This is a genomic window from Dyella sp. (genome assembly GCF_051962475.1).
Classification (GTDB): Bacteria; Pseudomonadota; Gammaproteobacteria; order Xanthomonadales; family Rhodanobacteraceae; genus Dyella_A.
Genome location: NZ_JBQCCF010000055.1, coordinates 23,943 through 49,689 on the forward strand (window position 1 = coordinate 23,943; position 25,747 = coordinate 49,689).

At 69.8% G+C, this 25,747-nt stretch carries 16 protein-coding genes; 7 read left to right on the forward strand and 9 right to left on the reverse strand.

The window, feature by feature from the left end; genetic code table 11:
• Positions 1 to 60 precede the first annotated feature (60 nt).
• Complete coding sequence (locus tag ACTHJF_RS12360) at positions 61 to 2,031, forward strand: hypothetical protein (protein WP_440267372.1); 1,971 nt, start codon at positions 61 to 63, stop codon at positions 2,029 to 2,031.
• 136 nt (positions 2,032 to 2,167) lie between these two features.
• Here ACTHJF_RS12360 and ACTHJF_RS12365 read toward each other — a convergent pair whose 3' ends face one another.
• From ACTHJF_RS12365 to ACTHJF_RS12400, 8 genes are all read right to left on the reverse strand, one after another.
• Entirely contained in the window at positions 2,168 to 2,659 is a 492-nt protein-coding gene (locus ACTHJF_RS12365) for a MarR family winged helix-turn-helix transcriptional regulator (protein ID WP_440267373.1), read from the reverse strand.
• Between the two features lie 69 nt (positions 2,660 to 2,728).
• Entirely contained in the window at positions 2,729 to 3,829 is a 1,101-nt protein-coding gene (locus ACTHJF_RS12370) for an alkene reductase (protein WP_440267374.1), read from the reverse strand.
• Between the two features lie 174 nt (positions 3,830 to 4,003).
• Positions 4,004 to 5,176, reverse strand: coding sequence for an FAD-binding domain-containing protein (locus tag ACTHJF_RS12375; RefSeq protein ID WP_440267375.1), 1,173 nt, complete (start codon positions 5,174 to 5,176; stop codon positions 4,004 to 4,006).
• 344 nt (positions 5,177 to 5,520) lie between these two features.
• Positions 5,521 to 7,779, reverse strand: a complete 2,259-nt coding sequence (locus ACTHJF_RS12380; RefSeq protein ID WP_440267376.1) for a molybdopterin cofactor-binding domain-containing protein — start codon at positions 7,777 to 7,779, stop codon at positions 5,521 to 5,523.
• Positions 7,776 to 8,312 (reverse strand): (2Fe-2S)-binding protein, encoded by a 537-nt coding sequence (locus tag ACTHJF_RS12385; protein ID WP_440267377.1) that lies wholly within the window; start codon positions 8,310 to 8,312, stop codon positions 7,776 to 7,778. Before ACTHJF_RS12385 ends, ACTHJF_RS12380 begins: the two co-directional genes overlap by 4 nt.
• Positions 8,313 to 8,362: 50 nt before the next feature.
• Complete coding sequence (locus tag ACTHJF_RS12390; protein ID WP_440267378.1) at positions 8,363 to 9,694, reverse strand: APC family permease; 1,332 nt, start codon at positions 9,692 to 9,694, stop codon at positions 8,363 to 8,365.
• A gap of 145 nt (positions 9,695 to 9,839) precedes the next feature.
• Positions 9,840 to 11,777, reverse strand: a complete 1,938-nt coding sequence (locus ACTHJF_RS12395; RefSeq protein WP_440267379.1) for a S53 family peptidase — start codon at positions 11,775 to 11,777, stop codon at positions 9,840 to 9,842.
• Positions 11,778 to 11,982: 205 nt separating this feature from the next.
• Positions 11,983 to 12,855, reverse strand: a complete 873-nt coding sequence (locus ACTHJF_RS12400; RefSeq protein WP_440267380.1) for a PhzF family phenazine biosynthesis protein — start codon at positions 12,853 to 12,855, stop codon at positions 11,983 to 11,985.
• Between the two features lie 178 nt (positions 12,856 to 13,033).
• On the opposite strand from ACTHJF_RS12400, the gene ACTHJF_RS12405 reads away from it, so the two are divergent.
• The 6 genes from ACTHJF_RS12405 (at position 13,034) to ACTHJF_RS12430 (ending at position 22,605) form a co-directional block, all read left to right on the forward strand.
• Positions 13,034 to 13,654 carry an outer membrane beta-barrel protein gene (locus tag ACTHJF_RS12405; RefSeq protein ID WP_440267381.1) on the forward strand — a complete coding sequence of 207 codons (621 nt, stop codon included), beginning with the start codon at positions 13,034 to 13,036 and terminating at the stop codon, positions 13,652 to 13,654.
• Positions 13,655 to 13,771: 117 nt separating this feature from the next.
• Positions 13,772 to 15,289, forward strand: a complete 1,518-nt coding sequence (locus ACTHJF_RS12410; protein WP_440267382.1) for a fumarate hydratase — start codon at positions 13,772 to 13,774, stop codon at positions 15,287 to 15,289.
• Positions 15,290 to 16,426: 1,137 nt separating this feature from the next.
• On the forward strand, positions 16,427 to 19,054 hold the full coding sequence (locus ACTHJF_RS12415) for a bifunctional aspartate kinase/diaminopimelate decarboxylase (protein ID WP_440267383.1): 2,628 nt from the start codon (positions 16,427 to 16,429) through the stop codon (positions 19,052 to 19,054).
• Positions 19,055 to 19,157: 103 nt separating this feature from the next.
• Entirely contained in the window at positions 19,158 to 20,501 is a 1,344-nt protein-coding gene (murL, locus tag ACTHJF_RS12420) for a UDP-N-acetyl-alpha-D-muramoyl-L-alanyl-L-glutamate epimerase (protein ID WP_440267384.1), read from the forward strand.
• Positions 20,502 to 20,609: 108 nt separating this feature from the next.
• Positions 20,610 to 21,965 carry a UDP-N-acetylmuramoyl-L-alanine--D-glutamate ligase gene (gene murD / locus ACTHJF_RS12425; protein WP_440267385.1) on the forward strand — a complete coding sequence of 452 codons (1,356 nt, stop codon included), beginning with the start codon at positions 20,610 to 20,612 and terminating at the stop codon, positions 21,963 to 21,965.
• The gene (locus ACTHJF_RS12430) at positions 21,946 to 22,605 is read left to right on the forward strand and encodes a class I SAM-dependent methyltransferase (RefSeq protein WP_440267386.1); all 660 of its coding nucleotides are present in this window, start codon (positions 21,946 to 21,948) and stop codon (positions 22,603 to 22,605) included. The genes murD and ACTHJF_RS12430 overlap by 20 nt, the downstream gene beginning before the upstream one ends.
• A gap of 100 nt (positions 22,606 to 22,705) precedes the next feature.
• On the opposite strand, the gene ACTHJF_RS12435 is transcribed toward ACTHJF_RS12430, so the two are convergent.
• Positions 22,706 to 25,654, reverse strand: a complete 2,949-nt coding sequence (locus ACTHJF_RS12435; RefSeq protein WP_440267387.1) for a ligand-binding sensor domain-containing diguanylate cyclase — start codon at positions 25,652 to 25,654, stop codon at positions 22,706 to 22,708.
• Positions 25,655 to 25,747 lie beyond the last annotated feature (93 nt).

Consider the following 25,747-nt stretch of genomic DNA (forward strand, 5'->3'; position numbering starts at 1 on the left):
GTTACACTCCTCGCCATGCCGCTGCCGCCCTCGGACCGTCCGGTCCGCCGCCCCGTCGTGATGCTCGAGTCGCCCCGCGAGGCGGCCGAGCGGGCACGCGTGTACCGGCGCCGCACGCGGCAGAGGCCCCGCGACCGCTGGCTGCGCGCCATCGCGCTGAGCGGCAGCCTGTTGCTGCATCTGGCCGTGCTGGTGGGCGCAGTGCTGGGCCCGGCCTACGTGCCCGAGCCGCCGCCGGAGCGGCCGGGCGATGCGCTACAGGTGCGCTTCATCGAAAAGAAAAAGGAAGAGCCACCGCCGCCGCCGCCCGTGCGCGGTACGCCACCGAAGCAGCGCGGGCCGGTGCATCGGGGCAGCGCCGCTCGCGTGGCCGTGCGCACGCGGTCGGCCGCCGTCGCCACGCCGGCGCTGCCGGCCGTGCCTGCGGCCGAACCGATCCCGGTGCCTACGCTGCAACCGCCGGTGATCGACATCGCCAAGCGCACCAGCGTGCCGGCGCCGCAGAAGGTCGTGACGGCGCCACCGCCGCCGCTCACCCTGCCTGCTCCCGCGCCGACACCCGATCTCGCGCCGGTGCCGCTCGCCAGCGAGCCGCCATCCATCACGCTGGACACACCGCCGGTCGCCAAGCCGGTGCCGCCCGCATTCCAGCCCGAGCCGCCGCGCAAGCCGCAGCTGGAAGGCAACCGTCCGATCCCGCCGCCGGCCTCGCTGGCGATGCCCGAGCTGCCCGCGCAGTCGGCGCCTGCGCTGGCGCCGCCGACCGTGGCGCTGGATGCGCGCGTACCGCTTACCGCGGCGCCGCCCAGCGTGGTGCTGGCCCGCCCGCAGGCCACTGCCGCCGCGCCGCCGGTGCCGGAGCTGCAGGCCGTGCCGCTGCCGGCGCAGGCGGCGCCGCAGGTCAATCTGCAGCCGCAGATCAGCGCACCGACGCCGATCGTCGTCGCCACCGAACGGCCACAGGTGCAGGCGCCGGCCGTCACCGTGGCGGCGGCCGAGCCGCAACTGGAAGCGGTGCCGGTGGCGCCGCTGGCACCGAGCTTGATCGAACAGCCGCGCGCCCCGGCGCCCGCGGCAGCGAAGCTGGACACGCCCGCGCCGCGCGTGGCGATCGCGGTGGCGCGGCCCGTACTCACCCCGGAAGCCAGCGCGGCGGCGCCCACGCCCACGCCGGCGGCAGCCGCGCAGCGGTCGAAGACGTCAGCCGCCGAGCAGGCGAGCAAGTCGAGCGAAACCGCCAGCGCACCGCAGGCCACCGAATCACGCCCGGCGGACCAGGCCAGTGCCGCGGGCGAGCGCGATGTCAGCACCGCCCCGGACGCCACGCCGCAGGGCAGCGACACCGCCACGCCCGGCTCGCCCACCGGGCAGGAACAGGCGCCCGCGCTGGCGATCGGCCAGGACGGCTCCATCGCCTTGCCCGCGCCGGGGCAGGGAGTCGGCAAGGCGAGCGAGGGCAGCGCGGCAGGCAACGCCGCCACCGGTGCGGCCAGCGGCCAGCCGGGTGACTACATCCAGCTCAAGCCGCACGGCGATGTACAGATCATGGAGCATCGCGCGCCCAACATCGGCTACAAGCCGACCCGCTTCGAGCAGGACTGGGCGCCCGAGGGCGAGAGTGCGATCGACACCGCGCTGCGCCACGCGGTGGAGAAGACCACGGTGAAGCACACCTTCCATCTGCCGCGCGGCGTGCGCATCGAATGCGCGGCGATGCCGCTGTTTCCGATGGCGCTGTTCGGCTGCCACAACCCCGATCCGCTGGCCAAGGCGGTGGAGCCGGAGATCTACCAGCGGCTCAACCTGCCGTCGGCCCCGCTGGCGCCACCACCGCCCGCGCCGGCGGCCAGTGTGGCGAAGGCGCCTGCCGCGCCGATCCTGCTGGACAACACGGTGCAATGCGCCAACGCGCGCGTCGCCGGTGGACCGCTGCCGCCGGGCTGCACCCGTGCCGTCAGCGCGCCGCCGAAAGCGCCGCTGGGTCCGGCGCGGTCGTCCAGTTCATGGGTGCCGGCGAGCGATCAGTTCTAGTCGCTGCGATTGCACGGGGCATGGCCGGCCTTTGTTGGTCAGTCGCCATGGCGTCGGTCGGTGTCGCAAGAGCATTGCGGCTGGAGCCGCTCCTACAGGGCCTGGCCCTGCCTTGCGAGAGTCGCGTAAGCGTTGGTCAGCGCTCTTCCGTTGGCGGCTCGATCGCCTGCAGCAGCGCGTGCAGTTGTTCGCGCAGCGATTCGATGTCGTCCGCGGGCAGCGCGATCTGGCAGCGCACCCCTTCCGGGATGTTGCCTGCGCGGCACTTGAGCGCGCGACCTGCGGCCGTCAGCGCGATGCGTACGCAGCGCTCATCGGCGCGGTCGCGAGTGCGCGTCAGCAGGCCGCTGGCTTCCATGCGCTTGAGCAGCGGCGTGAGCGTGCCCGAATCGAGCATCAGCGCCTGGCCGATCTCGCCCACGGTGCACGGCGCGTGTTCCCACAGCACCAGCAGCACCAGGTATTGCGGATAGGTGAGGCCGAGCGCATCGAGCGCCGGGCGCGCCAGTCGGGTGATCCGGTTGCTGGCTGCGTACAGCGCGAAGCACAGCTGGCGCTTGAGACACAGCGGCGAGGCGTCGTCAGCGGGCGGGGCGGAGGCAGGAGGCGTGGCGCGGGAGCGGCTCATGGCGTGAGGGTGCAGCACGCGCGCGGTGCGGACAAGCCATCCGATGGCCTGGCCGCGCCGCGCGATGGGTCAGCCCAACGCCGGGTAGTCGGTGTAGCCCTTGGCATTGCCACCATACAGCGTGTTCGCATCCAGCACGTTCAGCGGTGCGTTCTCGCGCAGCCGGCGCGGCAGGTCCGGGTTGCTGATGAACGGACGGCCAAACGCCACCAGGTCGGCCTTGCCGCTGGCCACCGCGTCGATGGCCATGGCGCGGTCGTAGCCGTTGTTGACGATCCACGCGCCCTTGAACGGCCCGCGCATGGCGGCGTAATTGAACGGCTGCGGCGTGCGATCGCCGCCGGTCTCGCCTTCGATCACGTGGATGAAGGCAAGATCCAGCGTGGCGAGGCGTTCCACCGCGCGATTGAACAGCGCCTGCGGATCGCTGTCGGCCAGATCGCCGAACGAAGTCAGCGGCGACAGCCGCACGCCGGTCCGACCGGCGCCGATCTCCTTGGCCACCGCCTCGCACACCTCGAACAGCAGGCGGGTGCGGTTCTCGATGCTGCCGCCGTAGGCGTCGGTGCGCTGGTTGGACTTGTCGCGCAGGAACTGGTCGATCAGATAACCGTTGGCGGCATGCACCTCGACGCCGTCGAAGCCGGCCTCGACGGCGTGACGCGCAGCGACGCGATAGCTGTCGATGAGCGCGGGGATCTCATCCAGTTCCAGCGCGCGCGGCGCAGAGACGTCGGTGAAGCCGTCGGCGGTGAACACCTTGGCCTCGGCGCGGATCGCCGAGGGTGCCACCGGCGCCTTGCCGCCGGGCTGCAGCGAGGTATGCGAGATGCGGCCCACGTGCCACAACTGCAGCACGATGCGCCCGCCGGCGGCGTGCACGGCGTCGGTCACGTCCTTCCAGCTCTTCACCTGCTCGGGCGAATGAATGCCCGGCGTGGCGATGTAGCCCTGGCCCTCGGGCACCACCTGGGTGGCCTCGGCGATGATCAAGCCGGCGCTGGCGCGCTGGCTGTAGTAGGTGGCCTGCAGGTCGCCCACGGTGTTGCCCTGGCCCGCGCGGTTGCGGGTGAGTGGGGCCATCACGATGCGGTTGGGCAGCTTCAGCTCGCCTACTGTGATCGGCTGGAACAGGACATCGACGTCGGCCGAGGCGGCGTGATCGGTCATGGAGGCTCCTTGGGTAGTTCGGGTGGATTGGGGTGGTTCAGGCGATGCGCGCGCCGCGAATCGGAACAGGCACGATCTGCGCTGGCAGCCTTCAAGGGTGGAGGTGGCTAGTCATATTTCAAGCAATTGAATTGTGTGCAACATAATGTGCTTGCCCTGTGACGACGTCGCGCTTCAGGCGTCGATGCGCGTGCGGTGCCACCACTGCGAGAAGCTGGCGCAGGGGCGCTCGACCGGGGCGAACAGGCGCGGCAGCGGGCGCAGTGCGACGTCGTCGCGAAGCTGGCGCAGCAGGCTGCGTGCGTGCGGATCGTCAATCGCCTGCACGCTGCGGGCATCGGCCAGCGCGGCGCGCAGCGAGGCGGCATCGGCGAACCAGCGGTGCGTCGCAAGCGATGACTGCAGATCCGCCACGAAACCCCACCGCTTCGCCGACCACGTCCAGCGCGCGTGCCATTCGGCCACCGCGATCGCCACGATCACCGTCTGCGCCGGCAGGTTGGCCGGCGGCGCACGCAAGGCCCAGGGATGCACCACCCAGACGTCGCGCCCGGCGATGGTACGTGCGTCCGGCGCCCGGTAGCCGGCCTGCGGCGGCGGGGCGGCGAGCAGCGGCGGCTCGTCCAGCGCGGGAATGGCCAGACTCGTGCCCGGCGCGGCCACGGCGTCGGCATGCCGCGCCATGCGGTCCAGCGCCTCGTAGCTGCGGTCGACGACCGTGCCCGGGCTGTGCCACTCGCGCGGGGCGTATTTGGCCACGTTCTCGGCATTGAACAGATAAGGCTTGTAGCTAGCGGTGCCGGCGACCCACTGCCAGCTGAGGTGATTGCTGGCCAAGTCGCCGTCGATCAGGTGGCCATAGAGCCAGTCGGCCCCCGCACGCCAGTGCACCTTGCGCAGGTGCACCACGTAGCTGGCCAGCCACATCCGTGCGTGATTGTGCAGGTAGCCGGTGGCGTACAGCTCGGCCACGGCGCGGTCGATCGCCGGCACGCCGGTGTGGCCGGCGCGGATGTCCTGCGGCAGCGTGCGCGCACAAGCCGCATCGGGCAGCGGGCCGGGGTGCAGCGAGGCAAAGATCGCCTCCCCGCGGTGTTCCCACACGTGGTGGAAGTACTCGCGCCAGCCGAACTCGTAGACCAGCTTGTGCTGCGGATTCAACGCAAAGCGGGCGGCGATGTCGTCGTGAACCTCGGGCAGGATCAGCACGCCGTGGCTGAGGTAGGGCGACAGTCGCGTCACGGCACCGTCCAGCGCATTGCGGCTGCGCGCGTAATCGGCCGGGCGCACGGCGGCGAGGCGGGCAAGCGCGGCTTCGCGAGAGGCAGGAAAGAGCGACGTGCTCATGGGAACAGATCGGCTTGCGCGGAGGGTGCGGTGTCACGCCAGTCGCGTCGGCGCCGGGTGCTTGGCGGCAGACCGCTGCGGCGCGAGTGGGGCCGGGTCTGGATCGTTGGCGCCGTGCCGCGCGCCTGCGGCCGGGCTCCTATTGCGTGCAGGTGCCGCCCGGCCGTGGCGGCGAGCGGCACGGGGGAGGCCAGGCGCAGGTCGCGTTTGAGCCGGAGGAGCGCAGTCTGGGGCATGGCCCCAGGTACGCACGGCGTTCGCGTTCGGATGCGCGGTGCTACCTCGGCTGCGCCAGGCGCGGGCGCGCCTGGCTGGCGCGCTCGGCCCGGCGGTGGCCATACCCGCTACAGCAGGCGCAGCAATTCCTTCATCAGCGGCAGGCGCCGTACGCGCACCGCGGTGGCGCGGAACACGGCATTGGCCAGCGCCGGCGCGGCGGTGGGCATGGCCAGGAAACTGGCGCCAGTGGGGGGGCGGTCGTCTCCGGCCACCACGATCACGTCCACCGTGTTCGGCAGCTGTGCCATGGTGGCCAGCGGGTAGGCCTTCCAGTCGTGCTGCTGCACTTGGCCGTCCTTCACCGTGATGGCCAAGTTGAGCGCCTGCGACAGCGCATCGAGCGTGGCGCCGGCGAGCTGGCCTTCCAGGCCGGTGGGATTGATCACGCGGCCCACGTCGGCCACGCAGACGACCCGCTCGATGGTCAGCTGCTCACCCTTCATCGAGGCCTCGATGGCGTGTGCCACGTAGGCGCCATCGAGATGCCAGCTGGCGATGCCCAGGCCGTTGACGGTGTGCAGCCAGTCGCTCCAGTTGATGCGTTCGGCGGCGAGCTTGAGCACGTTGGCGAGGCGGCCGGTGTCCAGCGTGCCGCCGTTGGGCAGCGGCAGCTGGCGCGCCTCACCGAGCAGGCGCAGGCGGGTGTCCAGCGGGTTCTCGCGCATCACGTGCGCGATCTCGTCGATGAAGCTCTCCACCGCAAACGCGTTGGCCACGTCGGGCATGCCGCGCATCGGGCCGCGCGGCGTGGCGGCCTGCAAGGCGTACCAGTCGCTGCGGTAGTTCGGTATCAGCCCGGCTGGCAACTGCGCGGCGCTCGCTTCGGACATCCACAGGCGGTCGCCCGGCACGCCGCGGCCGACCAGTGCCGGCGCGCTGGCCATGCGCTGGTTCCAGGCCAGCACGTCGCGCTTGCGATCGACGATCGCCTGCAGCGTGTGCACGCTGCCGGAGCGGTAGAAATCGTGGCTGAGGTCGTCCTCGCGCGTCCACAGCAGGCGTACGGGCTTGTCGAGCATCTTGGCCAGCATCACCGCTTCGGCGACGAAGTCGTGATCGAGCCGGCGGCCGTAACCACCGCCCACCCGAGGCACGCGGATGTCGATCTGCGCGGCGGGCAGGCCGGTGAGGCGCTGCACCACGGTCCAGGCGTCCTGGGGTGCCTGGGTGGGAATGACCAGCTCGGCGCGGTCCTTGTCCACTCGCGCCAGGCAGTTCATCGGCTCGGCCGTGGCGTGGGCCAGCCACGGTTGCACGTAGGTGGCCTCGATGCGGCGCGCGGCCTTCTTACCAGCGGCGATGACGTCGCCGTCGTCGCGCACGCGCTTGGTCGGTACGGCGTCGTCATCGGCGACCAGCGCGAGTGCCTGCTGTTCGAGCGCAGCGGTGGATTCGGTCGCCGCCGCGCCGGGCTTCCATTTCAGGTCGAGCGCGGCACGGCCCTGCAGCGCGGCCCAGGTGGTTTCCGCCACCACCGCCACCGAAGCGGTGCGCGGGGTGGTGCCCACCGCCTGGCCGGGCTCCGGCGCGAGCTGCAGCACCTTCAGCACGCCCTTCACGGCAAGCGCCTTGGCGGTGTCGATGCGATCCAGGCTGCCATCAGGCCACGGGCAATGCGCCAGCACTGCGACCACGGCGTCGCCGGGCTGGTGATCGATGGCGAAGCGTGTGGCACCGCTGACCAGCGCCAGCGCGTCAGCGTCGCCAGTGCCGTGGCCGATCAGCGTGTAGCGGTCGGGCGTCTTCACCGCCAACGGCGCCTTGGGTGGGTCGATCCGCGCGGCAGCCTCGGCGAGGCTCCCGTAGTCGAGGCGACGGCCGTCGCGGCTGATCACCCTGCCGGCCTCGCTGCGCAACTGGTCGGCGGGAACACCGAGCTGGCGCGCCGCGGCCTGGCTAAGCAGCCAGCGCGCCAGCGCGCCGGCCTGGCGCAGATCGTTCCACGCCGCCGGCACCGAGCTGCCGGTGCCGCCGAGCTGGTGGCCGTAGACGAAGCGCGGCTTGCCGTTGGCCTCCTCGGTGGCTGGCCCCAGGCCGATCACTTTCACGCTGGACCAGTCCGCGTCGAGTTCGTCGGCGATGATGCGCGCCAGCGCGGTGGCCGCGCCGGTGCCGGTTTCCGGATCGCGTGCGCCGATCAGCACGCTGCCGTCGGCGTTGATGCGCACGTAGGCACCCAGCCCGTACAACGTGTCGCCAAGCCAGCCTGTCGGCACCGGCGCGTCGGCCGCGTCGACCAGCGGAATGCCCACCACCAGCGCGCCGGCGGCACCGGCCAGCACTTGCAGAAAGCGGCGGCGCGAGAGTTCCATGCGCCCGCTCATGCCTGCGCTCCCTTCGCCGCACTCACGCGCTGGATCGCCTTGCGCACGCGGCTCTGGCAGCCGCAGCGACAGAGGTTGGGCAGGGTGTCGATGTCCGCGTCGGTGGGGTGCGGGTGGCGCCGCAGCAGATCGACGCCGGCGATCAGCCAGCCGGCGGTGCAGTAGCCGCAGCCGATCGCGTCCTCATCGATGAAGGCTTGCTGCAGCGGGTGGAGGCGACCATCCGCGCCGGCCAGACCTTCGACGGTGGTCACCTTGCGCCCGGCCAGTTTGTCCATCGGCACGGTGATGGCAGACGTCGCCTTGCCGTCGATGAGCACCAGATCGGCGCCACTGACGCCTTTCGCATCGGCGTACTTGGTGCCGGTGAGCTGCAGCACCTCGCGCAGGTACCACAGCAGCGGCATGTCCGGATCGCCGGTGTGGCGGTAGCCCTCGCCGTTGATCTCAAGCGCGATGCCGGCGCGGATTTTCTCCGGGACGATGGTGTTTTCCGGAACGTCCAGATGATCCTGGTCCTGCAACTGCGCCATCTAAAGCACTCCCGTCAGCGAACGCGGTATTTTCGCATCACATCGAGGCTTTAGGGGCGCGCGGCACTGAACAGCCGCCGCCAGACCAGGTACACCGGCGCACCGGCCAGCATGATCAGCACGCCGATGCCGGCGTTGCGCGGGTTGCTCAGCATGGTCTCGACCACTACCCAGCCGATCACGCCGATGAAGATCAGCGGCAGCAGCGGATAGCCCGGCACGCGGAAACTGGCGGTGCCGCCGTCGTGGCGGCGATACCAGAACAGCGTGGCCACGCCGATCGCGCAGGCCAGCCAGTCGGCGAAGGTGGCGTAGTCCAGCAGCTGGCCGTAGCTGCCCGACAGCACCAGCACGATCGACCACCCCGCCAGCAGTACCAGCGCCAGGTTCGGCGTGCGGTGCACCGGGTGCAGCCGCGCCACCGAGCGGAAGAACAGCCCGTCCTCGCCCATCACCTGCAGCACGCGCGCGCCGGCCACCAGGGTGATGTTGCAGAAGCCCAGCGTGGAGATGGCGATGCCGAGCGCGATCACCTTCGCGCCGGCGGTGCCGAATACCCGCTGCATCACGTCCGCCGCCGGAGCCGTGCTGGTGGCCAGGCCGTCGTGTCCGAGCGCGGCGAGGTAGGCCACGTTGACCAGCGCGTAGGCCAGAATCACGCCGAGCATGCCCAGGAACAGCGCGCGCGGCAGGGTGCGCTGCGGCTGATCGACTTCGCCGGCGAGGTTGTTGAGGTAGGTGAAGCCCGAGTAGGCGAACAACACCGGCAGCGCCGCACCCATGAAGCCCACGCCGCGGCGCGCCTCGTCCACCCCCAGCACGGCCTGCGCGCCGTGGCCCACCCCGGCCAGATACAGGCCGCAGCCGACCAGTGCGGCTACTGCCGTCAGCTTGAGGAGGGCGAAGGTGTTCTGGATCGTGGCGCCCAGCCGGATGCCGAACAGGTTGATGCCCGCCACGAACGCCAGCGCGGCGGCGGCCAGCGGCGTGGCCGCGCCCGGCGGCAGATCGAACAGCGCCGAGGCGTAGCTGGCGAAGATGGTCGCCACCGCCGCGGTGGAGCCGGAGTAGATCACCAGCAGCATGGTCCAGCCGAACAGGAACCCGGCCAACGGACCGAATGCCTCGCGCAGGTAGACGTAGATGCCGCCCGCGCTGGGCCGGCGTGCGCCCAGCTCCGCGTAGCACAGCGCGCCGATCAGGGTGAGCACGCCGGCGCCAACCCACATCGCCAGCAGCGCCAGTCCCGACTCGGTGCGCTGCGCGGCGATGCCCGGGTTGAGAAAGATGCCACCGCCGATGATCCCGCCGATCACGATCAGCGCCGCATCCAGGGGGCGCAGGGCGCGGACGTAGCGGGCGGTGCTGGCGGGATCGCTCATGCTCGGGCTCATGGTTAAAGGACGCGCGAGCATGGCGTGACGGGGCGTGGCGCGGCAAGCCCCGCGCCCGACCAAACAAAAGGCCGGCCACGGTGCGTCCGCGGCCGGCCGTCGGATCACGGGCGCGAGGCCCGCGTGGGGTGGGCTAGAAGCGGAAACGGCTGCGCAGGAACAGGTCGAGGTTCTCCACGTCCAGCGTGCCGATGCCGGCGCCCGGGGTGTAGCGCGGGGCGCCGTGGTAGAACCAGTTGTCACCGGCGTTGACGCTGTTGAACGGCGAATAGCGGCCGTAGCCGAACACGTTCTGCAGGAAGTACACCTGCGGATTCCACAGCCCGATGCGGTGCCCCGCGCTCTGCCGCAGCAGCGCGCTGATGCCGTTGAGCTGCGGCGCCACGAAGCTGGTGCCACCGGAGCCCGAGGTCACCCCGCCATCGGCGCTGGACACCACCAGGTAGCCGGTTTCCGGGTCCGCATTGAGCGAGATGTCCGGCAGGTTTCGGCCGTGGAAGTGGTTGGGCAGCCTGAGCAGCGTGGTCGGGCCGGAGGCGGGGTCGTTGTAGTCCAGCGACTGGTGATTCTCGGTGGCCTGCACGCCGCGGGTGAGGAACTGGTACGCCGGTCGGCGCCAGTAGCTGCTCACGCCGCCGCCACCGCCGACCGAGAACAGGTCGATCGCGCCCGCGCCGTAGTAGGTGTCGAAGTAGTTCTGCAGATAGCTCCAGCCCCACACGCTCTCTTGCGTGATCGAGGCCACCGGATTGCTGCCGAAGGCGAAGCTGAAGGGCGTGGTGGTGCCACCGGCCGCGGTGATGTACGGATCGGAGGCGGGCGAGTCCACCGTCAGCGGCGCGCTGAAGTCGCCCGGGCCGGTGCCGTAGCCGAGGCCGCGCACGGTGTCGTAGGCACCCGAATCGCCACTGGCCGCGAACACCGACTGCCCCTGCGCGGCGGCCTCCATGAAGATCTGGTGGAACGCACGCAGGCTGCCCACGTCGGTGGTGTCGTTCACCTTGGCGCCGTCCACGTTGAGCGCGGCGAAGTTGTAGATCTCCGGCAGGCCCCAGCTGGTGGAGATGCTGTCGGCGCGGTTGTCCGACACCGCCTGCGCGAACGCGTTGAGGAAGCTCGCCGTGGTGTTGGGCGCGTCGTACACCAGCACGTCGGCAAATGGCGCCAGGCCGCCGGCCTGTTCAACGTCCAGCGCGGTTTCGCCGCTGCCGCCGTTGATGCTGCCGCCGCCGTCGACGTGGATCTGCTCGATGCGATGCGGCTTGGTGGCCAGGCCGATGCCGCTCCAGTAGGCCTCCGCATCGGCCGGGTCGAAATCGGACAGCGTGACGATCGCCACGGTGGATCCTGCCCCGCTGATGCCGCGCTGGTAGAGCGGATTGATGTTGTAGAAGTTGGCCACGTCGCCCACGGTGTACTCGCCCGGCTGACCGGTGGCCGTAGGGTTGCTTGCCGCGGCGGTGCTGCGCAGGGCGCCCATCACGTTCAGGCCGCTCAGGCGCGACATGGTCTGAGGCAGCCGCGGCGTGGTGATGCGGTGGGATAGGTAGGTCGATTCGTTGCTGAGGCCCAGCGTCGCCGCTACCGAGTCGGCCAGTTCGGTCGGCATCACCAGCGCGGCTGCGGGGCGATGGAACACCTTTCCGGTGGCCAGCGAGCGGTAGTTGTGGATCGGCGCGTGGAACGCGGTGGCGAACTGGCCGAGGCTGCCACTCACGCGCACGGTGACGTGGTTGGCGAGTACCTCACTGCGCAGGCCTTGCGCAGCGAGGTAACGCTGCACGCGCTTGATCTGGGCGTCGGTGGCGCCGTAGCGACTGGCGAATTCGGCGGTGCTGAGGAACTTCTGGAAGTTCGGGCTGCCGGGCGTCACGGTCTGCTGGATGAATCGCTCCAGTCCCGCTTCATCGCGCAACTTGAGCATCAGGGTGACGTTGACGGGCTGGCTGGACGGGGCGATGCCCATGTCCATGCGCTGTGGCGCGTCGGCGGCCTGGGCGCCGAGCGAGGCGCAGGCAAGCAGAAGCGTGAGCGCGGTGGCCAGGGTGGTGCGGCGGAACGTGGCGAGCATGTGCGGTTCTCCTTGAGCGAGGTGAGGCTGGAGACCTCTGTGCAGGCCATGCGCAGCACCGCCCGCTGCTCTCCAGCCCAGCTGTCGAGCGCGTCATCGCGTGGATGACCCCTTTTATCCCTGCACGCCGCTGCTGCCCCCTGTCTCAGGCAGCGCCGTGGGCGGAGCTTGCTCCCGATCCGCCCGCCGGAAAAGTGCCCTGCGGCTAGATGACCAGCTCCCCGCACACGGTCAGCGCGCAGGCGCCGCCGATGGTGATCGCACCGGTGGCCGCATCGCGCGCCACCTCCACCAGGCCATCGCGACCCACTTCGCGGCCTTGGCTGGCGCGGTAGCACAGCCCGTAGCGGGTGTCGCCGCGTGCGGCCAGCACGGCCATGATCGCGGCGTTGGCGCTGCCGGTGACCGGATCTTCCGGAATGCCGTCGGCGGGGCAGAACGCGCGCACGGCCATCGCCGCCGTGCCGTCGGTCTCGGCGCCGAATACGCTCACGCCGACCAGGGCGTCGTGCTCGCACAGCGCCGCGATCGCGGCGAGGTCTGGAGTCAGCGCGCGCACCGCGGTGGCGTGCTGCAGGTCGCACACCAGCCAGTGCGGGCCGTTGTCGACCCGCGCCGTGTCCGCTTCGTCCAGAGTGGCGGGCAGCGCGGCGACGAGCCGCTCGCGCAGCACAGCGTCGATGGAGGTGATCCGCGCCGGCGGCGCCTGCACGTGGATCACCCGCGCCACGCCGTCACCCTCCACCCGCACCGGCAACAGGCCGGCGGCACACTCCTGCACCAGCGCACACTTGCCTGCCTCCACCAGCCCGGCCTCGATCGCTGCATAGGCACTGCCCACGCTGGGATGGCCGGCGAACGGCAGCTCCTGGCGCGGAGTGAAGATGCGCACGCGATAGTCGGCCTGCGACGTGGTTGGCGGCAGCAGGAAGGTGGTCTCGGACAGGTTGGTCCAGCGGGCGAAGGCCTGCATGGTCGCGCTGTCGATCCCCTCGGCGTCGATCACCACCGCCAGCGGGTTGCCGCGCATGGGGCGGTCGGCGAAGACGTCCAGTTGCATGAAGCGGCGAGTGGGCATGGCGATATCCAAAAAGCGAGAGCCGCACCTTGCCAGTGAGCTTCGGTGACAGCAATCGGGTCCGCTGCACGGATATCGGAGCAGGCCGGCAGACACGCCGCCGTGGACTTGCTAGGGTTCGCGCCGCCCGCTCGCCGTGCTGCGAGCGGCGTTCACTCCACATCACAGGGAATCAACCATGAGCAGGAAGCTTGCGGCGGCGTGTCTCGTCGCCTTGGCGCTGTCGCCAGTCGCGCATGCGGCCGATCGAGAGTTCTTCGTCAACGGTGCCCTCGGCACATCCCAGGCCCGGCTGGGCAGTCCTTACGGCAGCGACTATCACCGCGACGGGAGCGACATCACCACCGCGCTGCGCTTTGGCGCGCTGTGGCGTGGTCAGCCATGGCTGGGCGTTGAGACCGGTTTCGTCGATCTTGGACGGTTCTCCGAACGCTACGCGGTCGGCAGCGTCGACGTCAGGGACGAAGCGCGCACCCGCGCCGCGCTGCTCGGCGTCAACACCACCTACCGCTTCGATGCACCGTGGTATCTGAGCGCCCGCGGCGGCTGGCTGCACAGCTGGGTGAAGGTGAGTGCGCGCGAAAGTCAGGCCGGATCGACGTCCTACGTGACCGCTACCGCCAGCGCCACCGCCAGTGGCGATGGCTGGTACATGGGGGTAGGCGGCGGCTACGACGTCAGCGAACAGTTCAGCGTTGGCGCGCACCTGGACTTCTATCGCGTGCAAGTCTCGCGCAACGGCGCGGACCTCGGCGGCCACGTCGGCACGCTGACGGTTCAGCTCGAATACCGCTACTGAGGGGGTGGCCAGCCGCGCGGCGGGGTGCCGCGCGGTTTGGCCGGGTCCGGCGGCTAGGGCAAAATAGCCGGCTGGCGCCGCCGAGATTCCCCCGGCGGGCCCCGCCCCGAGTCGCCCATGACCACCATCAAGCAAGCCGATCTGATCCAGTCCGTTGCCGACGCGCTGCAGTACATCAGCTACTACCACCCGGTCGACTACATCACGAATCTGGCCGCCGCCTACGAGCGCGAGGAGTCGCCCGCGGCCAAGGACGCGATGGCGCAGATCCTGATCAACTCGCGCATGGCCGCCGAAGGTCACCGCCCGCTGTGCCAGGACACCGGCATCGTCACGGTCTTCCTCAAGGTCGGCATGGACGTGCGCTGGGATGGCTTTAACGGTTCGCTGGAAGACGCTGTCAACGAAGGCGTGCGTCGCGCCTACAACGACCCGGACAACAAGCTGCGCGCCAGCGTGCTGGCCGATCCGGCCGGCAAGCGCAGCAATACAAAGGACAACACCCCGGCGGTGATCAACGTCTCGATCGTGCCGGGCGACAAGCTCGACGTGATCGTCGCAGCCAAGGGCGGCGGCTCGGAGGCGAAATCCAAGTTCGCCATGCTCAACCCGTCCGATTCCATCGTCGACTGGGTGCTCAAGACCGTGCCGACCATGGGCGCCGGCTGGTGCCCGCCGGGCATGCTCGGCATCGGCATCGGCGGTACCGCCGAGAAGGCGATGCTGCTGGCGAAGGAATCGCTGATGGAGCACATCGACATCCAGGAGCTGATCGCGCGCGGGCCGAGCAACCGCATCGAGGAGCTGCGCATCGAGCTGTACGAGAAGGTCAACGCGCTGGGCATCGGCGCGCAGGGCCTGGGTGGCCTCACCACCGTGCTCGACGTGAAGATCAAGGATTATCCGACCCACGCGGCGAACCTGCCGGTGGCGCTGATCCCCAACTGCGCGGCGACCCGCCACGCGCACTTCACGCTCGACGGCTCCGGCCCGGTCGCGCTCGATCCGCCCTCGCTGGAGCACTGGCCCAAGCTCACCTACAACCCGACCAACGCGCGCCGGGTCAACCTGGACACCATCACCGCGGATGAAGTGGCCAGCTTCAAGCCGGGCGAGGTGCTGCTGCTCAACGGCAAGCTGCTCACGGGCCGCGATGCCGCCCACAAGCGCATGGTCGACATGCTCAACAAGGGCGAGAAGCTGCCGGTCGATTTCACCGGCCGTTTCATCTATTACGTCGGTCCGGTCGACCCGGTGCGCGACGAGGTGGTCGGCCCGGCCGGCCCCACCACGGCGACGCGGATGGACAAGTTCACCGAGCAGGTGCTGGCACAGACGGGCCTGCTCGGCATGGTCGGCAAGGCGGAGCGTGGGCCGGCGGCGATCGAGGCAATCAAGAAACACAAGTCGGTGTACCTGATGGCGGTCGGCGGTGCGGCGTACCTGGTGTCCAAGGCGATCAAGGCCTCCAAGGTGGTTGGCTTTGCCGATCTCGGCATGGAGGCGATCTACGAGTTCGAGGTCAAGGACATGCCGGTGACGGTGGCGGTCGACTCGGCGGGAACCTCGGTGCACAAGACGGGGCCGCGGGAGTGGCAGGCGCGGATCGGGAAGATTCCGGTCGTTGTCGAGTAAGCCCCGCACCGGCTTCTGCCTTCTTTCCTCACCTGGGGATGAGTACCACGTTTTCCTGCATCCCTCATCGCCGTCATTCCCGCGAAAGCGGGAAGCGCTCTTCAGCGGCGCATGCCGGTCATCCACTTTGACGTTGATCCTCCTAATCGCAGGACTGGATCAGTAGCCAGGAGCGGTTTCGTCCTCCTGCGGAGGCCGAGTCACTTCTCTTTGCGTGGCCAAAGAGAAGTAACCAAGAGAAAGGCCACCCCGCTTTCGCGCCTCCCGGGCCGTTGGCCCGGGAGGTACGCGTCCGGGCTGCGGGGTTTGTCGACAGGGCCTCCTGCCCTGACGCCAAACTGGCCGGCATCCATGCCGGCCACCCTTCGGGCTGATCCTCCGCCCGGCCGCCGCTGCAGAGGGGAGGGAAGGTCAAAAGCCGCGCGCCCAGGCTCGGCGATCGCTGACGCGATCACCATCGCCTTTGCGCTGTTGTTCGTGCAGATGCTGTTGCTGAGGCGGCGGCCGCTGTTATTGCTGCCGCTGCTGCCGCTATCGCCGCTGCGGTCGCCATCACCGTCACCGTCACCGTCACCGTCACCGTCACCGTTGCCGTGACTCTGGCTCTGGCTCTGGCTCTGGCTCTGGCTTTGGCTTTGGCTTTGGCTTTGGCTTTGGCCGTTGCCTTGCTTTTGATCTCCCCTCCCTTGTGAGGCGGTGATCCGTGGACGACAGGCCCGCAGGGGCATCGGCATGGATGCCGATGCCTTTTCGCCAGGGCAGGCGAGGACATGGATGTCCGAGGTAGAGCAACGCAGGAGCAGTTGCCGAAGCCCTGTCGAAAAGCCCGGCCGCGGCTCACGGACTTGCCGGGCGCAGCCCGGCAAGCGCCGTGGAGGGTCGCCTTCTCTTTGGTCACTTTCTCTTGGCGACCCAAGAGAAAGTGACTCGGTCGCCGACGGCGAACGAAACGCCCTTGCTCTGAAAATATCCTCGTGTCGTCACTGGCAGGCACTCCGAGCGACGCCTGCGAGTCATGAGAAAGCTACTTTGCCTAGGTATTTGGAAGTCTAAACGTCCAAACATATCGACCAGTTGCAATCATATTGCCGCAGCGCAACACTGGTGAACCTTCCACGCCACCTGGCCCAACTACCCGTGACCCCGCCTACCCAAGCGCCGCTTCCCGCGGACGCCCCCTGGATCGTGATGAAGTTCGGCGGCACCTCCGTCGCCACGCTTCCCCGTTGGCAGAACATCCGTGAGCTGGTCGCCAGCCGCCGCGGCGAAGGCGCCCGCGTGCTCATTGTCGTCTCCGCGCTGACCGGCATCACGGACGCGCTGAAACAGCTGTGCGGCGAGGGTGATCGGGCGAAACGGGTGGCGGCGGCCGATGCGATCGCGCAGCGCCACTACGACCTGCTGGCGCACATGCAGTTGGAGACGCCGCCGACGCTGGCCGAGCGGCTGCGTACGTTGGCGGAGCTGGCCGACAAGGGGCCGGCCGAGCTGGGCGAGTTGGCTTGGTCGGCCCAGGTGCAGGCGCACGGCGAGCTGATGTCCAGCGCGCTGGGTGCGGCCTTCCTCAGCCACAGTGGCGTGCAGACCGGGTGGGTCGACGCGCGCGAGTGCCTGAGTGCGATCGCCCTGCCCAACCAGAACGAGCGCACCCGGCTGCTCTCGGCGATGGTCGACGCCCGGCCCGATCCGTCGCTCAACGCGCGCCTGGCCGAGCGTGGCGAGGTGTTCATCACCCAGGGCTTCATCGCCCGCGAGGCCGACATCGAGGGCAGCCGCCGGCGCACGGTGCTGCTCGGTCGCGGCGGCTCGGACACCTCGGCCTCGTACTTCGGCGCCCTGCTGAAGGCGGCCCGGGTGGAGATCTGGACCGACGTCGCCGGCATGTTCACCGCCAACCCGCGCCAGGTGCCGGGCGCGCGCCTGCTGCAGAAGCTGGACTACGAGGAGGCGCAGGAAATCGCCTCAACCGGCGCCAAGGTATTGCACCCGCGCTGCCTGTCGCCGCTGCGCGAACCACGCGTGCCGCTGCTGATCAAGGACACCAACCGGCCCGAGCTGGAAGGCACCGTGATCGGCCCGGAGGTGCGCGAACACGCCCCGAGCGTGAAGGCGATCAGCGCGCGCAAGGGCATCACCCTGGTGTCGATGGAATCGGTCGGCATGTGGCAGCAGGTCGGCTTCCTTGCCGACGTGTTCGCGCAGTTCAAGCAGCACGGCCTGTCGGTGGACCTGATCGGTTCGGCCGAGACCAACGTCACCGTGTCGTTGGACCCGACCGAGAACCTGCTCGATTCCGACGCGGTCGCCGCGCTCGCTGCCGACCTGGCCAAGGTCTGCCGGGTCAAGGTGATCGCGCCGTGCGCGGCGATCACCCTGGTCGGCCGCGGCATGCGTTCGATGCTGCACACCCTCTCCGGCGTGCTGGCCGAGTTCGGCCAGTTGCGGGTGCACCTGATCTCGCAGTCGTCGAACAACCTCAACCTGACTTTCGTGGTCGACGAGAGCGTGGTCGACGAGCTGCTGCCGCACCTGCACGAGCTGCTGATCGCCGCCGGCGCATTGCGTACCGACGACAGCGCGCTGTTCGGCCCGAGCTGGCAGGCGCTGTACGGCAGCGGCGAAGCCCCGGTGGCAGCGTCCGCCTGGTGGCGTGAGGCCGAACGCGAACGGTTGCTGGCGATCGCCGCTGAGGCCACCCCGCGCTACGTCTACCACCTGCCCACGGTGCGGGCGCAGGCGCGCGAGCTGAAGACGCTGGCCGCGGTGGACCGCCTGCACTACGCGGTGAAGGCCAACACGCATCCGGCCATCCTCCAGGCGCTCGCCGTGGAAGGCTTCGGTTTCGAGTGCGTCTCGCCGGGCGAACTGAAGGCGGTGATGGCGGCGGTGCCCGAGAGCGCGCCGCTGCTGTTCACCCCGAACTTCGCCCCGCACGAGGACTACGCCTGGGCATTGACCTCGCGGGCCACCGTGTCGCTGGATTCGCTCTATCCGCTGGAACACTGGGGTGACACCTTCCGCGGCCGCGAGATTGTGCTGCGGCTGGATCTCGGTCGCGGCCTGGGCCATCACGAGAAGGTGCGCACCGGCGGCAGCGGCAGCAAGTTCGGCCTGCCGGTGGAGCAGCTCGATGCCTTTTTGCGCCTGGCCGACCGCCATGGCGTCACGGTGCGCGGTCTGCACGCGCACCTGGGCTCGGGCATCCTCGATGCCGGCCACTGGGGCGAGGTGTATGCCCAGCTGGCCAGCCTGGCCGAACGCATCGGCAGCGTGGCGTTCCTCGACATCGGCGGCGGCCTCGGCGTGCCCTCGCACCCGGGTGAGGCGCGGCTGGACATCGCCGCGCTGGACAAGGTGCTGCGCGAAGTAAAGGCGGCCTATCCGCACTACCAGCTGTGGATGGAGCCGGGTCGCTACCTGGTGGCCGACGCCGGTGTGCTGCTGGCGAAAGTCACCCAGCAGAAGGGCAAGGGCATGCTGCGCTACCTCGGCGTGGACACCGGCATGAACAGCCTGATCCGCCCCGCGCTGTACGATGCCTGGCACGAGATCGTGAACCTCACCCGGCTCGACGAACCGGCCACCGCGCTGTACCAGGTGGTCGGCCCGATCTGCGAGAGCGGCGACGTGCTCGGCACCGACCGCCGGATGCCCGAGGCCAGGGAGGGCGACGTGGTGCTGGTCGCCCAGGCCGGCGCCTACGGCAAGGTGATGTCCTCGCCGTACAACCTGCGTGAGAACGCGGAAGAAGTGATCCTCGACTGACGGCGTTCTGCCCCTGTCTTGCCCGCGGAACGACGGGCAGGGCAGGGGCGGCGCCGTTAGAATCTGCGCTTGCGCCGAGCCGCGGCCGGCGAGGGAGAACTACGTGACCCAACCGATCCAACCGCGCCTGACCCAGGTGTTCCGCTTCCTGCACGCTCGCTACGCCGACGGCGTGGCCGAGCTGGCCTACGCTTTCGACGACGGCGAGCCGCTGGTCGAGCGCATCCGCTTTCCCGCTGCACCGGCCTTGCTGCCGGCGCGGCAGGCGGCGTTCGACGCGGCGCTGAAGCTGCTGCACCTGATTGCCGGCGTGAGCTACTACAAGGCCGGCGTGCCGCCGCAGATCGAGGTGGCGGAGGGTCCGCTGGACGACGCCACCGCCGACCTGCTCGAGGCGCTGTACCTGCATGGCCTGGCCGAGTTCGCCTACCGCAACGGGCTGGATCTGCGCGGCCGCATCCATTTTCCGCGCGGCGGAAACGCTATGCCGGTGGCACCGGCGCTTGGCCTGGCGAAGCGCACCCTGGTGCCGATCGGCGGCGGCAAGGATTCGCTGGTGGCGGTCGAGGCGATCAAGTCGATCGGCGGCGACGCCACCGCGGTGTGGGTCGGCAACTCCCCGCTGATCGCCGCCTGCGCCGAGCGCACCGGCCTGCCCACCCTGAACATCCAGCGCGAGCTGGCGCCGGGCCTGTTCGAGCTGAACCGGCTGGGTGCGTGGAACGGCCATATCCCGGTCACCGCGGTGAACTCGGCGATCCTCGCGGTGGCGGCCATCCTCTACGGCCACGATTCCATCGCCTTCGCCAACGAACGCTCGGCCTCGGCGGCCACGCTGGAGTACGAGGGCCAGCAGGTGAACCACCAGTGGAGCAAGGGTTACGCCTTCGAGACGCTGCTGTCCGACTGGCTGCGCAGCCATGTGGCGGCGGACCTCGACTACTGCTCGCTGCTGCGCCCGTATTCTGAGCTGGCGATCACCCGCGCGTTCGCCAAACTCGCGCCGTATTTCGACAGTTTCTCCAGCTGCAACCGCAACTTCCGCATCCTCGGCCCCAAACCGGCCGACCGCTGGTGCGGACAGTGCCCAAAGTGCCACTTCGTGTTCCTCGCGCTGGCGCCGTTTTGCCCCAAGCCGCGGCTGCTCACCATCTTCGGCCGTAACCTGCTGGACGACGAGTCGCAAGCCGCCGGCTTCGACGCGCTGCTCGAGTACCAGGACCACAAGCCGTTCGAATGCGTCGGCGAGGGCGCCGAAGCGCGGGCCGCGATGTACGCGCTGAGTCAGCGGCCGGAGTGGGCGGAGGATGCGCTGGTCGCGCGCTTCCGCAGTGAGATCCTGCCGCAACTCGATGCCTCGCAGCTTGCGCTCGAACCCTGGCTGGTGCCGTCCGGCGAGCATCGCGTCCCGGCCCGCCTGCAGGCGGCCCTGGCGGCGATCGGTTGATGCGCCACGCTGCCCCTGTAGGAGCCCGCTCGCGGGCGATGCTATTGCTCCTGATCACCATCAAAGCCAGGAGCATCGCCCGCGAGCGGGCTCCTACAGGGGGTGGCCGTGCGTATCGCTGATCTCGCCAACCAACGCGTCGCGGTCTGGGGTTTCGGTCGCGAAGGTCGTGCGGCGATCACGGCGATCCGCGCGCAGCTGCCGAGCCTGCCGCTGGCGCTTTACTGCAGCGAGGGGGAAGTGGAGGCGGCGCGCGCGTTCGATCCGGCGCTCGCGGTCTTCGGCCACGAGCCGGACGCGGTCGTGCTGTCGGCCTACGACGTGGTGGTGAAGTCGCCGGGCATCTCGATCTACAAGCCTGCGGTGACCACCGCGCAGGCGCAGGGCACCTTGTTCACCTCTGGCACCGCGCTGTGGTTCAGCGAGCATCCCGACGCCCGCGTGGTCGCGGTCACGGGCACCAAGGGCAAGAGCACCACCACGGCGCTCATTGCGCACCTGGCGCGCTCACTGGGCGTGCGCACCGCGCTAGCCGGCAACATCGGTCTGCCGCTGCTTGAACTGCAGGGCCAGTCGGCCGAGCTGTGGACGATCGAACTGTCCAGCTTCCAGACCGGTGAGGCCGGCCCGGTCGAACTGGCGGTAGTCACCAGCCTCTACGAGGAGCACCTGGACTGGCACGGCTCGCGCGAGCGATACGTGGTGGACAAGCTGCGCCTCGGCGACGTGGCGCGCACGCTGCTCGTGAACAGCCAGCAGGCGAACCTGCTGGCGCACACCGTCGGCCATTCGGACCGCCGCCTGTTCGGCGACGCCGCTGGCTGGCACGTCGCCGGTGGTTTCATCCGCCGCGGCGGGCGGGAAGTCTTTCCCGTGGAGCAGCTCGGCGTGCCGGGCCTGCACAACGCGCTCAATGCCAGCGCTGCGCTGGCGGCGCTGGATCTGCTTGGCTACGACGCGCTGGCGGCCGCGCCGGCGCTGGCGACTTTCCGGCCGCTGCCGCACCGGTTGCAGCCGCTGGGCCGGTGCGACGGGCGCGACTGGATCAACGACTCCATCGCCACCACGCCAGCGGCGGTCGTCGCGGCGCTGGAAAGTCTGCCAGGCCGCGAGGTCGCAGTACTGGTCGGCGGCTACGATCGCGGTGTCGATTGGGCGCCGTTTGTGGAGTACGCGCAGACGCATCCGCCGCGCGCGATCGCCTGCATGGGCGCGAACGGTCCACGCATCGAAGCGGCGCTGCGCGCGGGGGAGGTCACGTGTCCGGTCATCCGCGTAGCGGACCTGGCCGCGGCGGTGGAGGCGGCGCGCGCCGTCACGCCGGAAGGCGGGGTGGTGCTGATGTCACCCGGCGCACCGAGCTTCGACCAGTTCAAGGACTACGCCGAGCGCGGCCGCCGCTTCGCCACCCTGGCCGGCTTCGCCGCCGACGCCACCGGCATCGATGGTCTCGGCATCCGCTGAGGCGCCGGTCGCCTGCCCCCTGTGCGGGGCGGTGACCGGTGCGCCGTGGCGCGAGACCACCGGAGTCTACCGACACTGCCCCAGGTGCGACCTGGTCAGCCGTGATCCCACGACCTGGCTCGATGCTGACGCCGAGCGCGCGTACTACGGCACCCACGACAATCGCATGGATGATCCGGGCTACCGGCGCTTTCTGGTGCAGCTTGCCGAGCCCCTGATGGCGCGTCTGCCACCCAGTTGCCGCGGCCTGGACTACGGCTGCGGTGCCGCGCCGGCGCTGGCGGCCATGCTCACCGCGGCCGGCTTTCCCACGGTCGGCTACGACCCGTTCTTCGCGCCAGACGAGTCACGGCTCGACGCGCAATACGACTTCGTCACCTGCACCGAAGTGATCGAGCACATGCACGATCCGCTGGGTGACCTCGCACGCATCGACACGCTGCTCCGGCCCGCCGGCTGGGTGGGCCTGATGACCGAGCTGCGCCCGCCTATGACCGATTTCGCCCGTTGGCATTACCACCGCGATCCCACCCACGTCGGCTTCCACTCAGAGGCTTCCCTGCGCTGGATCGCCGCGCGCTTCGGCTGGCAGATGAAGAGCGCGAGCCGACGCGTGATCCTGCTGCACAAGCCGGCCTGAGCCGGCACGCCGTACGAGGCGTGCGTTCGCCAGCCCATCCGTCGAAGGCGCCAGACATCCGCATTGCGGCGGTGATCCCGCCTCGGAGACCCCGTCGCGTTCACGTCGCGCAACCGGCCTCGCGCACGCAGTTGCGACCGGCGCGCTTGGCTTCGTACTGGGCTTCGTCGGCGTCGTGCAGCAAGGCCTGTGCGTCGTCGTCCGTGGCGAGCCGGCGACAGGCAACGCCGATGCTGATGGTGAGATGCCGGATGCCTTTGCCCGGGATTTGCACGGCGCGACGCGCGATGCTTGCGCGCAGCCGCTCGGCGAGCGCGAGGGTGGCATCGCGCTCGGTGTTGAACACCAGGCAGGCGAATTCCTCGCCGCCGTAGCGCGCCACGATGGCGTCGGCGGCCGCCTGCTGCACGATGGTCTCGGCGACCGCGCGCAGAGCCTGATCACCGGCGAGATGGCCGAGGCTGTCGTTGAAGGCCTTGAAGTGATCCACGTCGATGAAGATCAGCGACGCGAGCACGGCGCGATGACTGGCGTCGGTGCGCGGCTGCAGCGACTCCATCAGCCAGCGACGGTTGAACAGGCCGGTGAGCGCATCGCGTCGGGACAATTCCAGCAGCTGCCGGTTGACGTGGTTCAACTCCGCCGTGCGCGCATCGATGCGCTGTTCCAGCGCGTGCTGGCGACGACGCAGGGCGAGCGTGCGCCAGCGCATCAGCGCGTAGAACCCACCGAGGGCGATCGCCGCGTAGGACAGCCGCGCCCACGTACGCTGCCACCAGTAGGGCGCGACGGTGATCGGCAACAGGATCGGCGTGCTGCGGTTGCCCGCGTAGTCGCGCCCCTCGATATGCAGCACGTAGCGGCCGTGCGGCAGCGCACCGATCTCGCGGAAGTTGTCCGCCGTCCATGGACCGGGCCCGTCGCTGAAGCCTTCCAGCCAGGTGCGGAAGCGCGACTCGCCCTCGTGCTGCCAGGACAGCAACGCGAAGTCGACGCGCAGCTCGTGGCGGCCCGGCGGAATTGCCACGCGCTCGCCGTCGAGTACGTGCTCATCGAGCTTCACCCGTACCAGCCTGAGCGGTTTGGGCTTGCGGTCGGGTGGCTGGGGCGTCGGATCGTGCACCATCAGCCCGCCCAGCGTGCCGGTCCAGAAGCGCCCCTGGGCATCGACGAACTGCGCGTTGGGATTGCACTCGTTGTTGACCATGCCGTCGCGCACCGTGAAGACCTGCGAACGGTAGCGGCCGGCCTCCGGCGTGAGCCACTGCACGCCGGAGTCGGTGCAGATGTGGATGCGGCCCGCTGCGTCGGCCAGCGCGCCATCGGCGGTCAGGTCCGGCGACGGTGGCAGGTCTGCCGGCAGGGTGCGCGGGTGCATCGGGTCGCTGATGTCGACGCGGACGATACCGTGGCGGCGGCTGCCTAACCACAAGATCGGCCGCCCGCGCGCATCCTCGATCAGGCTCAGCCCGAGTAGGTCGGTGCCGGGCAGGCCGATGTCGCGGCCGAGCAGCACCCACCGCGTGCCGTCGTAGCGAGCCAGCCCCTGGTTGCTGGTAGCCCACAGCCACCCGCGCCCGTCGCCAGTGGAATGCGCCACCAGCTTGACCACCGACCAGGTGCCCACCGCCGCCTGTGGACGGAACGGCGTCCACGCACCCGCCCGCAGCCGGTACACCCCGGAGGCATCGGTGGCGAACCATTGCTCGATGTGGCCGTCGATGCGGCGGCTGAGCAGGTCGTTGATGCGCTGCCCGGGCTGGTGCGGCCAGGGCGTGACCACCGATTCGAAGTGGTCGCCTGCGTCTGTGCGAAGCAGTCGTCCCTCGCCCGTGCCCAGCCATACCGCCGGCTGTCCCAGCGCATTGTCCGCGCGCGCGATGAGGCTTACCGTGTCGTCGCCGGGCTGGTCACCGAGCGTGCCGACATGACGCCAGCGATCGCGCCGGTAGAGTCCGAGGCCGTCGCCATCGGAGCCGGCCCACAGCCGCTCGTTGCCCTGCGCGTCGCGATCCACCAGTACAGCGAGCACGCCGGTCTGGTGCGCCCCAAGCAGCGACACCGCTTTCCACGCGCCGCCGTCGACGAGGGTGCGCGCGACGCCGTCTTCGGTCGCCGCCCACAGCACGTCGCCCCCGGTGGGACTGCGCCACACGCTGACGCCGCGCACCGCATTCGACGGCAGGCCGTAGCGTCGGTCGAACACCTGCACGCGGTCGCGATAGATACGCAGCAGGCCGTTACGCGAGGCTGCCCAGACTGCTCCGTCGCCGCTGGCGGTGGGTGTATCGACCAGGTCGTAGATAATGTCGGTGGGCAGCTCGCCGGAGGCCACGCTCCAGTGGCGCACGCCGGAGGCATCCAGCCGCCACAGACCCGCGTTGAAGATGGAAACCCACAACGCCTCGTGCTTTCCTGCGCCGGTGGCCAGCAGGTAGGCCAGGCCGTGGCTGGCGTCGAAACCGGGAAGACGTAGCCGCTGCCACGGCCCCTCATCCTCGCGATACCACAGGCCGTCGCTGACCGAGCCGAGCCACAGCCGCGCACGGCCGAACAGGTCGTGCGTCTGCGCCAGCGTGAGCAGGCCGCCACGCGGCAATTGCTCGTTACCGGGATCGGGGTGCCAGCGTCCCTGCGAGCGGTAGAACAGGCCAGCATCCGGACTCACCGCCCACAGCCGTTTGCCGTGCGTGCCGTGGGTCTCGACCAGGCGACGGACGTTGGTGGTAGTCAGCCCGTCGCTCGGCCCCTGCACGTGCCAGCGCCGCCCGTCGTAGCGCGCCAGACCGAAGGTGTTGCCGCAGGCCCAAAGGGTGCCGGTGTCGTCGACGAACAGCTGCTTGACGTAGCCGTGCAGCGCCGGATCGTCCAGCGAGTGCCAAAGTCGTCCGTCATACCAGGCCAGCCCGTGCGGCGTGCCGGCCCAGACCATACCCTGGTGATCGGTGCGCACGGTGACAGCTACCGGGTCGGGCAACCCGTCGCGCGTGGTGAAGGTAGTGAACGAGGGCGCACCCAGATCGAACAGGTCCAGTGAGCGCGTCGGCATAGATGCCGTCGCGGTCGCGGCGGCGTGCGCGTGCGCGGGTGCAAAGGACAGAAGCAGTAATGCCACGCCCCGTCGCGCCCAACCCCACGATGC

What these genes read in the sequence shown, in the direction of transcription:
- ACTHJF_RS12360 (WP_440267372.1), top strand. Translation starts at nt 61, where the DNA reads ATGCTCGAGTCGCCCCGCGAGGCGGCCGAGCGGGCACGCGTGTACCGG.
- ACTHJF_RS12365 (WP_440267373.1), bottom strand. Translation starts at nt 2,659, where the DNA reads ATGAGCCGCTCCCGCGCCACGCCTCCTGCCTCCGCCCCGCCCGCTGAC.
- ACTHJF_RS12370 (WP_440267374.1), bottom strand. Translation starts at nt 3,829, where the DNA reads ATGACCGATCACGCCGCCTCGGCCGACGTCGATGTCCTGTTCCAGCCG.
- ACTHJF_RS12375 (WP_440267375.1), bottom strand. Translation starts at nt 5,176, where the DNA reads ATGAGCACGTCGCTCTTTCCTGCCTCTCGCGAAGCCGCGCTTGCCCGC.
- ACTHJF_RS12380 (WP_440267376.1), bottom strand. Translation starts at nt 7,779, where the DNA reads ATGAGCGGGCGCATGGAACTCTCGCGCCGCCGCTTTCTGCAAGTGCTG.
- ACTHJF_RS12385 (WP_440267377.1), bottom strand. Translation starts at nt 8,312, where the DNA reads ATGGCGCAGTTGCAGGACCAGGATCATCTGGACGTTCCGGAAAACACC.
- ACTHJF_RS12390 (WP_440267378.1), bottom strand. Translation starts at nt 9,694, where the DNA reads ATGAGCGATCCCGCCAGCACCGCCCGCTACGTCCGCGCCCTGCGCCCC.
- ACTHJF_RS12395 (WP_440267379.1), bottom strand. Translation starts at nt 11,777, where the DNA reads ATGCTCGCCACGTTCCGCCGCACCACCCTGGCCACCGCGCTCACGCTT.
- ACTHJF_RS12400 (WP_440267380.1), bottom strand. Translation starts at nt 12,855, where the DNA reads ATGCCCACTCGCCGCTTCATGCAACTGGACGTCTTCGCCGACCGCCCC.
- ACTHJF_RS12405 (WP_440267381.1), top strand. Translation starts at nt 13,034, where the DNA reads ATGAGCAGGAAGCTTGCGGCGGCGTGTCTCGTCGCCTTGGCGCTGTCG.
- ACTHJF_RS12410 (WP_440267382.1), top strand. Translation starts at nt 13,772, where the DNA reads ATGACCACCATCAAGCAAGCCGATCTGATCCAGTCCGTTGCCGACGCG.
- ACTHJF_RS12430 (WP_440267386.1), top strand. Translation starts at nt 21,946, where the DNA reads ATGGTCTCGGCATCCGCTGAGGCGCCGGTCGCCTGCCCCCTGTGCGGG.
- ACTHJF_RS12435 (WP_440267387.1), bottom strand. Translation starts at nt 25,654, where the DNA reads ATGCCGACGCGCTCACTGGACCTGTTCGATCTGGGTGCGCCCTCGTTC.